At 73.6% G+C, this 10,695-nt stretch carries 11 protein-coding genes; 3 read left to right on the forward strand and 8 right to left on the reverse strand.

All coding sequences use genetic code 11. From position 1 onward, the window contains the following. The first annotated feature begins 106 nt into the window (after positions 1–106). The 3 genes from IE106_RS04285 to IE106_RS04295 all read left to right on the forward strand — a co-directional run bounded on the left by IE106_RS04285 (position 107) and on the right by IE106_RS04295 (position 3,628). Complete coding sequence (locus IE106_RS04285) at positions 107–1,045, forward strand: HAD family hydrolase (RefSeq protein ID WP_189529855.1); 939 nt, start codon at positions 107–109, stop codon at positions 1,043–1,045. 332 nt (positions 1,046–1,377) lie between these two features. After that, on the forward strand, positions 1,378–2,160 hold the full coding sequence (locus IE106_RS04290; protein ID WP_189529857.1) for an ECF subfamily RNA polymerase sigma factor, BldN family: 783 nt from the start codon (positions 1,378–1,380) through the stop codon (positions 2,158–2,160). A 265-nt stretch (positions 2,161–2,425) separates the two neighbouring features. After that, positions 2,426–3,628, forward strand: a complete 1,203-nt coding sequence (locus IE106_RS04295; RefSeq protein WP_189529858.1) for a DUF5667 domain-containing protein — start codon at positions 2,426–2,428, stop codon at positions 3,626–3,628. Positions 3,629–3,697: 69 nt separating this feature from the next. Here IE106_RS04295 and IE106_RS04300 read toward each other — a convergent pair whose 3' ends face one another. The 8 genes from IE106_RS04300 to IE106_RS04335 form a co-directional block, all read right to left on the reverse strand. Beyond that, positions 3,698–4,774, reverse strand: a complete 1,077-nt coding sequence (locus tag IE106_RS04300; protein WP_189529860.1) for a lysophospholipid acyltransferase family protein — start codon at positions 4,772–4,774, stop codon at positions 3,698–3,700. 2 nt (positions 4,775–4,776) lie between these two features. Beyond that, complete coding sequence (locus IE106_RS04305) at positions 4,777–5,874, reverse strand: NAD-dependent epimerase/dehydratase family protein (protein ID WP_189529862.1); 1,098 nt, start codon at positions 5,872–5,874, stop codon at positions 4,777–4,779. 186 nt (positions 5,875–6,060) lie between these two features. Next, positions 6,061–6,159 carry a 30S ribosomal protein bS22 gene (locus IE106_RS04310; protein WP_003948845.1) on the reverse strand — a complete coding sequence of 33 codons (99 nt, stop codon included), beginning with the start codon at positions 6,157–6,159 and terminating at the stop codon, positions 6,061–6,063. A gap of 144 nt (positions 6,160–6,303) precedes the next feature. Next, on the reverse strand, positions 6,304–6,516 hold the full coding sequence (locus tag IE106_RS04315; protein ID WP_189529864.1) for a helix-turn-helix domain-containing protein: 213 nt from the start codon (positions 6,514–6,516) through the stop codon (positions 6,304–6,306). A 127-nt stretch (positions 6,517–6,643) separates the two neighbouring features. Then, positions 6,644–7,459 (reverse strand): phosphatase, encoded by an 816-nt coding sequence (locus IE106_RS04320; protein WP_189529866.1) that lies wholly within the window; start codon positions 7,457–7,459, stop codon positions 6,644–6,646. 91 nt (positions 7,460–7,550) lie between these two features. Beyond that, positions 7,551–8,729 carry an acetoin utilization protein AcuC gene (locus tag IE106_RS04325; protein ID WP_189529868.1) on the reverse strand — a complete coding sequence of 393 codons (1,179 nt, stop codon included), beginning with the start codon at positions 8,727–8,729 and terminating at the stop codon, positions 7,551–7,553. Continuing rightward, positions 8,698–9,933, reverse strand: a complete 1,236-nt coding sequence (locus IE106_RS04330) for an MFS transporter (protein WP_189529871.1) — start codon at positions 9,931–9,933, stop codon at positions 8,698–8,700. Before IE106_RS04330 ends, IE106_RS04325 begins: the two co-directional genes overlap by 32 nt. Positions 9,934–9,976: 43 nt before the next feature. Continuing rightward, entirely contained in the window at positions 9,977–10,621 is a 645-nt protein-coding gene (locus tag IE106_RS04335) for an HAD family hydrolase (RefSeq protein WP_189529873.1), read from the reverse strand. Positions 10,622–10,695 lie beyond the last annotated feature (74 nt).

The raw sequence follows: 10,695 nt of genomic DNA on the forward strand, positions 1-10,695 counted from the left end.
ATTGTCCGCGCCCGGGACGTGCCGTTTCACACCTTCGCCGCCCGGGGTTCACGCGTTGGCGTCCCACGAGTCGGGCGGTGGTGAACACACTGGTTATGCTCACGGCATGGCCGCACTCGGATGGCTCTCCCCTCGTAGGCGCCCCGCCACGGCGCGCAGCGTGCTGGCCGGCGAGGCCGCGGCGGAGGCGGCGCGCAAGACCTCCCGGCAGCTGGAGCTCCTCGACCGGGCGCTGGCGGAAGCGGAACCACGGATCGAGTTCCCGGTGCGCGGTGACGTCCGCGCGGCCGCCTTCTTCGACCTGGACAACACCGTCATGCAGGGCGCGGCCCTCTTCCACTTCGGCCGCGGGCTGTACAAGCGGAAGTTCTTCCAGCGCCGTGAGCTGGCCCGGTTCGCCTGGCAGCAGACCTGGTTCCGGCTGGCCGGCGTCGAGGACCCGGAGCACATGCAGGACGCCCGCGAGAGCGCCCTGTCGATCGTGAAGGGCCACCGCGTCTCCGAGCTGATGACCATCGGCGAGGAGATCTACGACGAGTACATGGCCGGCCGCATCTGGCCCGGCACCCGCGCGCTCGCGCAGGCGCACCTGGACGCCGGGCAGAAGGTGTGGCTCGTCACGGCGGCCCCCGTGGAGACGGCGACGATCATCGCCCGGCGGCTCGGGCTGACCGGCGCGCTGGGCACGGTCGCCGAGTCCGTCGACGGCGTGTACACCGGCCGCCTGGTCGGCGAGCCCCTGCACGGCCCCGCCAAGGCGGAGGCGGTACGGGCCCTGGCCGCCGCCGAGGGGCTGGACCTGGACCGCTGCGCGGCGTACAGCGACTCGCACAACGACATCCCCATGCTGTCCCTGGTCGGCCACCCGTACGCGATCAACCCGGACACGAAGCTGCGCCGGTACGCCAAGGAGCGGGAGTGGCGGCTGCGGGACTACCGGACGGGCCGCAAGGCGGCGAAGGTCGGCATCCCCGCCGCGGCGGGCGTGGGCGCGCTGGCGGGCGGCACGGCCGCCGCGGTGGCCCTGCACCGGCGCCGCCGCTGACCGCGGGGGCCGCCCGGCGGCGCGGGTGGCGCCATTCACGGGTCCTACCCAGCCGGCGCGGGGGCCAGTCACGCCCGTCGCACTCGGCCACAACACAGCAGCGGTCAAGCACAAACCGAACCGATTCGGTCAGGAAACGGTCACCAAGTGCGATCGGGTCCGCCTCCTCTTCGTAAGAGAAACGACTGAATCGATGATTTGAGCAACTCGGTGTAGCACTCCCTGCACGAAGCGTTATTCTCCTCAGACGCATACGGAACCCCCCACACGTCGTCACGACGGGTGAAAGGTCCCGCACTGCACGTGATGGAAGCTCTGCCTCTGGGAGTCCCGTGTACCCACACGTCGGGGTTGACGCCTCGGGCCTGGCTACGCTGCGCGCAACGGTCCTCGACCACTTGCGCGGCTTCGTCCCCACCGCGTACGCCGTCCCCGCATTCGCCGCACCGGCCCCCGCCGGTCCCTGCTACGCCCTGGCCGACGGTGGTGCCGCGGCCGTCGGAAGAAGGGCCGGACGGGGCGGCGCGGGCACCCCGACCACCGCCCGCCGCCCCACCGCCGACAGCGACAGCGGCCGCATGATGGACCTGGTCGAACGCGCCCAGGCAGGAGAGGCCGAGGCCTTCGGCCGCCTCTACGACCAGTACAGCGACACCGTCTACCGCTACATCTACTACCGCGTCGGCGGCAAGGCGACCGCCGAGGACCTGACCAGCGAGACCTTCCTGCGCGCCCTCCGCCGGATCTCGACCTTCACCTGGCAGGGCCGCGACTTCGGCGCCTGGCTGGTCACGATCGCGCGCAACCTGGTCGCCGACCACTTCAAGTCGAGCCGGTTCAGGCTCGAAGTGACCACGGGCGAAATGCTCGACGCCAACGAGGTCGAGCGCAGCCCCGAGGACTCCGTCCTGGAGTCCCTCTCCAACGCCGCCCTGCTCGAGGCCGTCCGCAAGCTCAACCCCCAGCAGCAGGAGTGCGTCACCCTCCGCTTCCTGCACGGCCTGTCCGTCGCCGAGACCGCCCGCGTGATGGGCAAGAACGAGGGCGCGATCAAGACCCTCCAGTACCGCGCCGTGCGCACCCTCGCCCGGCTGCTCCCCGAAGACGCCCGCTGACCCGCCGGGCCCCGTCCCGCGCCGCCGCCGTCCCAGCAGGCCCCCCTCCCCGCCAACTCACCCCCGGTGACCGCCTCATGACGTGCTGGTCCGATCATCTTCCGTCCGTAACCCAAGTGCCGCGACACTCGTTGTGCGGGATGCAGGCTCCCTCTGGTCGCGCCCTGTCCACAGCCGCTCACTCTTTCGTGTGGAAGTGTTCAGTACGCGCAACCTTCCGGACCCCCTGGGGAGTCGACCGTCATGACGAGAGGAGGTGCCGCCAGTGATCGCGAACGTATCGGCGCACCGGCGGGCGAACGCCTTCGCCCAGGCCCTGGAAGATCAGGCGGCCCAGCAGCCCGAGGCGTCGGCCGAACCGAGCCGGCAGGACCGGCTCCTGGCCCTGGCGAACGGCCTCGGCGACCTGCCGAAGCCCACCATGGACCCCGAAGTGAAGGTGGTGCAGCGAGCACAGCTCGTCGCCGCCATGGAAGCGATGCTCCAGGAGGGCACGGCCGCGGGCGGCGCGCCCGCGGACCCTACGGTTCCGGAGCAGCGGACGCCGAGCGGCCGCGGCGCGCACCGCGCCACCGCCCTCCGGAGATTGCGGCCCCGCACCAGATGGACGAAGGGCCTGGCCGCCGGCGGCCTCACCGTGGGCGTGGCGGCGGGCGCGTTCGGCGGAGTCGCCGCTGCCAGTTCCGACGCCCTCCCCGGTGACTCCCTGTACGGGCTGAAGCGGGGCATGGAGGACCTGAAGCTCGGCTTCGCCGACGACGACGCCGACCGGGGCGAGATCCACCTCGACCACGCCTCCACCCGGCTCGGCGAGGCCCGCCGCCTGCTGGAGCGCACCCGGTCCGGCGACCTGGACCACGAGACGCTGAACGAGATCCGCCGCACGCTCGACGGCATGCAGCACGACGTGTCCGAGGGCCACCGCCTGCTCCGCCTCGCCTACGAGCGGGACGGCCGCATCGGCCCCATGGCCACACTCGACTCGTTCGCCCGCAACCACCGCGGCACGTGGGACGGCCTGCGCGCCAAGCTCCCGCCCCAGCTGACCGACGTGCGCGACCAGGTGACGTCCGTCTTCGACGCCATAGACCAGCAGGTCGCCCCGCTCAAGTCGCAACTGGACGGCCCCCCGAAGGAGGACGGCGGTCGCCCCGGCGAACCCGGCGCCCCCGCCGGCCCGACCGGCCCCGGCCCGTCCCGCCAGGCCCCGCCCAACCCGCCCGTCCGGCCCTCGGGCGGCACGGTCGACACCCCCGGCCCGTCCGGCGGTTCGAGCAAGGACACGGACGAGGGCCTCCTCGGCGGCAGCACCGGCGGCCTCCTCGACCCGGACGGACCCAGCACGTCGGCACCGCCCTCCCAGGACGGCCCCCCGGAGTCCCCGGCACCCGGGCCCGACGTGACCCTCCCGCCGCTGCTCCCCGGCATCCTCCCGGGCCTCGGCATCGACGGCGAGGACGCCCCCTAGCGGCGGCACGCACGGTACGGCGTCGGGCGCCGCTCCCCACGGAGCGGCGCCCGACGCCGTACCCGTACGTCAGAAGAACACCGACCGCCGGCGCACCAGCAGCTTGTACAGCGTGTGCTGGATCTGCTCGCGCACCTGGTCCGTCAGGTTGAACATCAGCATCGGGTCCTCCGCCGCCTCCGGCGCGTACCCGTCCGTCGGGATCGGCTCACCGAACTGGATCGTCCACTTCGTGGGCAGCGGCAGCGCGCCCAGCGGCCCCAGCCACGGGAAGGTCGGCGTGATCGGGAAGTACGGGAAACCCAGCAGCCGCGCCAGCGTCTTGGCGTTGCCCACCATCGGGTAGATCTCCTCCGCGCCGACGATCGAGCACGGCACGATCGGCACGCCCGCGCGCAGCGCCGTCGACACGAAGCCGCCCCGCCCGAACCGCTGCAGCTTGTACCGCTCGCCGAACGGCTTCCCGATCCCCTTGAAGCCCTCCGGCATCACCCCGACGACCTCGCCGCGCTCCAGCAGCCGCTCCGCGTCCTCCGCGCACGCCAGCGTGTGCCCGGCCTTCCGGGCCAGCTCGCTGACGACGGGCAGCATGAACACCAGGTCCGCCGCGAGCAGCCGCAGGTGACGGCCCGCCGGGTGGTGGTCGTGGACGGCGACCTGCATCATCAGCCCGTCCAGCGGCAGCGTGCCCGAGTGGTTCGCCACGACCAGGGCGCCGCCCTCGGCCGGGATGTTCTCGACGCCCCGCACCTCCACCCGGAAGTACTTCTCGAACAGGGGCCGCAGCAGCGACATCAGGACCTGGTCGGTGAGCTCCTCGTCGAAGCCGAACTCGTCGACCTCGTACGCGCCGGTGACGCGGCGCCGCAGGAACGCCAACCCGCCCGCGATCCGCCGCTCCCAGCCCCCGTCCCCCGCCTCGGACGCCGGGCCCCGCCCGTCACCGGACCACCCGGCCTCCGGCGGGTCGGGGGCGCGTGTGCCGGGCCGCGGCCCGGAGGGCTCCGCGGCCGCCGGACCGGCCGGACCCGGCAGCGGGGTCACCGGACGGGCCGGGGCGCCCTGGGGGGCCTTCCTGCGGCCCGTACGGGGGGCACCACCGCGTGGCCGGTCCTCGTCGAAGGGGATGACCTTGGCGTCCGCCATCGTTAGCCCGCGCTCCTTGTCCCGGCGGTTCCACGCCGCTTCACCGTCCGCGCCGTCCGCGCGGCCACACCGTCGCCGAACCGGGCCGCCACGCCGTCGACGGCCGCCGCCAGCGCGGCCGGTGGCAGCAGACCGGGACCCCGGTGCCGTACGAAGTCCGCGAAGGTCTCCGCCGTCGTGTGGGTGGGGTCGAACCCGAGGGTCTCGCGCATCTGGACCGTGCTGACCACCCGGCCGTGCGTGAGGAGGCGGATCTGCTCGGGGGAGAAGTCGCTCACGCCGAGCGTCCGCAGGGCCGTACCGGCCCAGGTGACCGCCGGCGGCAGCAGCGGGAGCGTCGGCCGGCCGAGGCGCCGGGCGCACTGCGACAGGGTCAGCACCCCGTCCCCGGCGATGTTGAACGTGCCGCTGTTGAGCGTGCCCCGGCGCGGCTCCGACGAGGCGATGCCCAGCACGTCGAGGACGTCGTCCTCGTGGACGAACTGCAGCCGCGGGTCGTACCCGAGGACCGTGGGGAGCACCGGCAGCGAGAAGTACTGGGCCAGCGGGGAGTCCGCGTCGGGGCCGAGGATGTTCGCGAAGCGCAGCACGCACACGGCGACGTCGGGGCGGCGGCGGGCGAAGCCCCGCACGTACCCCTCGACCTCGGCGACGTCCTTCGCGAAGCCGCCGCTGGGCAGCGACTTGGGCGGGGTCGTCTCGGTGAAGACCGCCGGGTCGCGCGGAGCGGAGCCGTACACGCCGGTGCTGGAGCGGACGACGACGCGGCTGACGGTGGGGCACTTCTGGCAGGCGCCGAGCAGCTGCATCGTGCCGATGACGTTGGTCTCCTTGACCGCGGTCCGGCCGCCGCCGCCCGCCGGCGGGGTCGCGGAGACGTCCATGTGGACGACCGTGTCGACGCCGTGCTCGGCCAGGACCCGGCCGATGGCCGGCTGCCGGATGTCGGCGCGGACGAACGCGGCGCCGCCCAGTGGGTGCTCCGGGGTGACGGCGTCCACCGCGACGACCCGGTCCACGCCGGGGTCGCGCATGACGCGCCGTACGAAACGGCCGGCGAGCTGCCTGGCCACCCCGGTGACGAGCACGACCCTGCCCACGTTCAGCGCCTTCCGTTCGGTCCCCGCGACGCGTGTGGCTGCCACCGTAGCGGGTCGGTGCTGCTCCGCGACGTCAGCGGGCCCCGGAACGTCCGGAACCGGGGTCCCCGGAACCGGCCCGGACATGACCGCGGCCCTCCCACCGGAACCGGTGGGAGGGCCGCGAGGCGCACGTACAGCCGCCGCTTACTTCTTGTTACGGCGCTGAACACGGGTGCGCTTCAGAAGCTTGCGGTGCTTCTTCTTCGCCATCCGCTTGCGCCGCTTCTTGATAACAGAGCCCACGACTACCCTCGCTCACTTCTCGGAACACCCCCGCATCAGCGGGGATCTCGGTGCGGGGCGTCTGGGCCCACACGACCTACGTCGGCCTAGCCTACCCGCCAGAGCGCCGAGCTCGTAATCCGAGGGTGGTGAAGGGGCTCCGTACTACGCGGTCTCCACCCCCACGAAGGACTCGCGGAGGTACTCGTGAACCGCCTGCTCCGGCACCCGGAAGGACCTCCCCACCCGGATCGCCGGCAGATGACCGCTGTGCACCAACCGGTACACGGTCATCTTCGACACGCGCATCACCGAGGCAACTTCCGCCACGGTCAGGAATTTGACCTCGTTGAGAGGTGTCTCGCCAGCAGAAACCATGACCCACCTGTACCTTCCGCACATGACGCCACCGGCTTCCCCTCCGGTGACTCTTCGTCGCTGTGCGCTCACTGCCCAGACTAGGGGCGGTTGATACGGGTGGGGAAGAGGAGCAGCCATCCGCCGCCTACTGTGACAGACACGCCCGATTGAGTACATAGCGAGTAAGCGGGCGGTAGTAATCGGACCGCACGGCGTCGTCGAGCGGCACCACGACCGCCACCCGCCCCTCGGCCTCCCCGACGAACGGCGCGGGGTCGTCCGCGTCGGCCAGCCCGATGGTCTCGATGCCCAGCTGACCTGCCCCGCAGACCCATCCGTGGTCCCCCACCACCAACTCCGGAAGGGGCCCGCCGACCTCGGCCGCGGCCCCCAGCGCGACCCTGACCGGCAGGGGTGAGTGGGTGTGCACGCCGGGCTCACAACCAGCGCCTTCGTCCCGCGGTCCCCTCATGAGCGCGACCCCCCGTGCGTAGTCGAGAAGGAGGGTGCGTACGCCGAATCGGGTCGTCATGTCGACACATCTCCCCTGCGCGGGGGTGAGAACGAGACAGCCTGCCGACGACATGGCGTCTGCCAGGATGGCGTAGAACCCCAGCAGCGGGCGCGGGTGCCCGGTCCCGAACAGCACGGGGGCGCGGCGCCGGGCCGCGGCGGCGAGCCGTCCGGCGAACGCGTCCAGCGCGCCGAGGGTCCGCTCGGGGTCGATGACCTCGTGTCCGGTGCGGTGACCGGGGTCCCCGGACACCCCGCACCGGTCGGCCATCAGCCGCAGCAGGTCCCGCTCGTCCCACCGCCCTTCGGGATCGAGCCCCAGGGTGACGCGCGGATCGCGGGCGGCGAACAGCCGGTGGTTGCGCAGGCTCTTCTCGCGCGGGGTGGCGACGGGCCCGGCCAGTCCGGCCGCCAGCAGATGCGCGCGCAGCGCCCCGGTACTCAGCACCCCGCCGATGGTGCCGCACGGGCCCGGGGGCCGCTGCCGGGAACCACCGGCGCCGCACGGTCGGCGTAACGGCGCCCTGCCCGCCGTACGGCTAGACGAGGAGCCCGCGCAGCGGGAACACCGCCCTGCGGGTGGCCAGGACCGCCTGGTCGAGCCGGTCCTCGGGGTCGTAGCCGTCCTCCCAGGACCGCCAGGTGACGGGCCACCGCCCGTCGGTCATGCGCCGCGGCCCGGGCGTCCGGGTCCGCGCGTACACGACGTCCCGCCAGGACTGCGGGACGGCCGTCTCGGGCGGCACGTCGGCCCCGGCGACGATGCCCACGAGGTGCGTCCAGGACCGCGGCACGACGTCGACGACCGCGTACCCGCCGCCGCCGAGGGCCACCCAGCGGCCGCCCTCCACGTGTTCGTCGGCCAGGCCCCGGCAGGCCAGCTGCACGGCCCGCTGGGCGTCGAGGGAGACCGCGAGGTGGGCGAGCGGGTCCTCGAAGTGGGTGTCGGCGCCGTGCTGGGTGACGAGGACCTGCGGCCGGAAGTCGGCGAGCAGTTCGGGGACGACGGCGTGGAACGCCCTCAGCCAGCCGGCGTCACCGGTGCCGGGCGGCAGGGCGAGGTTGACGGCGCTGCCCTCGCCGGGGCCCTGCCCGCCGGTCTCCTCGGGCCATCCGGTGCCGGGGAAGAGGGTGCGGGGGTGTTCGTGGAGGGAGATGGTCAGGACCCGCGGGTCGTCCTGGAAGACGGCCTGCACGCCGTCGCCGTGGTGGACGTCCACGTCGAGGTAGGCGACGCGTTCGGCGCCGAGTTCGAGGAGCCGGGCGATGGCGAGGGCGGCGTCGTTGTAGACGCAGAACCCGGAGGCGGCGCCGGGCATGGCGTGGTGGAGGCCGCCGGTGAAGTTGACGGCGCGGGTGGCGTCGCCGCGCCACACGGCTTCGGCGGCGCCGACGGACAGCCCCGCGATGCGGGCGGACGCCTCGTGCATCCCGGCGAACGCCGGGTCGTCGGCGGTGCCCAGCCCGTACGCCTGGTCGGCGCGGGCGGGGTCGGCGGACGCGGCGCGCACGGCGGCGACGTAGTCCTCCCGGTGGACGAGCCGCAGCGTGGAGTCCCCGGCGGGCTTGGCGGGCCTGACGTCGACGGCCCGGTCGACGTCGAGGGCCCGCACCAACTCCATGGTCAGTGCGAGCCGTACGGGGTCCATGGGGTGCCCGGGCCCGAAGTCGTACCCGGTGACTGCGTCATCCCACATCAACAGTGCGCGACCGCTCATGACCGCCACCGTATCGGTCGGTGTGCCCGGCGAAGGACCCGGTGTACGGGAGCGCCGCCAGCAGGAGCGCCGGCGGCACCGCCATGGCCCAGCGCGGGCTCCACGCCTCGCCGAGGGCGCCGACGAGCGGGGACCCGACGAGGACGCCGGCGTAGGTGAAGACGTTGAGCCGCGCGACGGCCGCGTCGGCGGCCCGGCGGCCGTGTCCGGCGGCGTGCCGCCCGGCGGCGGCGAAGGTCTGCGGGACGACGACGCTCAGCCCGAGCCCGAGGACGGTGAACCCGGCGATGCCGGTCCACGGCCCGGGCGCCGCGGCGACGGCGGCGAACCCGCCGGACGCGAGCAGGACGCCGCCCCGCACGACGGCGACGGCCCCGTACCGCCGCACGGCGAGGTCGCCCACGGCCCGCCCGAGCAGGGTCGTGGCCGTGTACGCGCTGTACGGCAGGGTGGCGAGCGCCTCGGAGCCGCCGAGGACGTCCCGGAGGTAGGTGGCGCTCCAGTTGGAGACGGTGGCGTCCCCGAGGTACGCGAACGCCATGACGAGGCACAGCGGCAGCAGGACCCGCCCGGCCGCGCGCCGGCCTCCCGGGCCGTCCCGGTGGCCGGCGCCCTGGTGGCCGGTGTCCCGGTGGCCGGTGTCCCGCCCGGTCGCGCACCGCCGGCCCGCGAGGAGGGCGAGGGCCAGCAGCGGGAGCACCAGGGGCGGGTGGAAGTGGCCGAGCGGCAGCCCGAGGCGGGCGCCGCCCCAGGCGAGGGCCGCGCCGGCGACGCCGCCGAGGCTGTACGCGGCGTGGAAGCCGAGCATGATGCTCCGCCCGTACTCGCGTTGGAGGCTGACGCCGAGCATGTTCATGGACGCGTCGAGCACGCCGACGGCGAGCCCGAACACCGCGAGGGCGACGCCCAGGTGCCACGCCTGTCCCCCGGCGCCGATCCCGGCGAGCGCGAGGAGCACGACGGGCTGCGCCCACCTCAGGAGGGTGGGGGCGGGGACGCGGGCGACGAGGGCGCCGGTGGCGGCGCTGCCGAGCCCGGCGAGGACGGGCACGCCGGCGAGGTAGGCGGGCAGGAGGGCGTCGGGGATGCCGTACTGCTGCCGGACGGCGGGGATGCGGGTGACGAGCAGCGCGAAGGCGGCTCCCTGCACGAGGAAGGAGAGGGCCAGCGCACGCCGTTCGCGCCGCAGCCGCGCTTCGGTCATGGCCGGAAAGGGTACGGCGGGGGCCGGCCGCTGGACAGGGGTGTCACAGGAGGAGCGCGGGCAGCTGCGCCATCTCGCCGAAGTAGCCGTGGGCGCCGGGGAGTTCGCCGGGGGCGTTCATCGCGGTGAAGGCGTACACGTCCATGCCGGCGGCGCGGGCGGCCTCGACGCCGAGGGGGCTGTCCTCGACGACGGCGCACCGCTCGGGGGCGACGCCCATCCGTTCGGCCGCGTGGAGGAACAGGTCGGGGGCGGGCTTGCCGCGGCCGACGTCCTGGGCGCTGAACACGGTGTCGGGCGTGAACCACAGGTCGAGTCCGGTCTTGCGGTGGCCGACGCGGATCCGTTCGTGGCTGCCGGAGGAGGCGACGCAGTAGGGCACGCCGTCGGCGACGAGTTTGCCGAGGACGTCGGTCACTCCGGCGACGGCGGTGAGGTCGCGTTCGAAGGCGGCGAAGACACGGGTGTGGAAGGTCGCGTCGAAGTCGTCGGGCAGCCGCTGCCCGGTCCGTTCGAGGATGGTGTCGTGGATGCGGTGCACGGCGCCACCCATGTAGTCACGGAGGGATTCCTCGTACGTGGTGGGGTGCCCGAGTTCCGTCAGGTAGCCGGCCAGGATGGCGTTGGAAAGGGGCTCACTGTCCACGAGGACGCCGTCGTTGTCGAATATGACCAGGTCGTAGCGCATGAAGCCACCCTAGACGCAAAAAAGCCTCGGTCCCGGGAACGAGGTTCCCGGGACCGAGGCTGAAGAATTGTTCG

Source organism: Streptomyces roseolilacinus (assembly GCF_014649335.1).
Taxonomy (GTDB): domain Bacteria; phylum Actinomycetota; class Actinomycetes; order Streptomycetales; family Streptomycetaceae; genus Streptomyces; species Streptomyces roseolilacinus.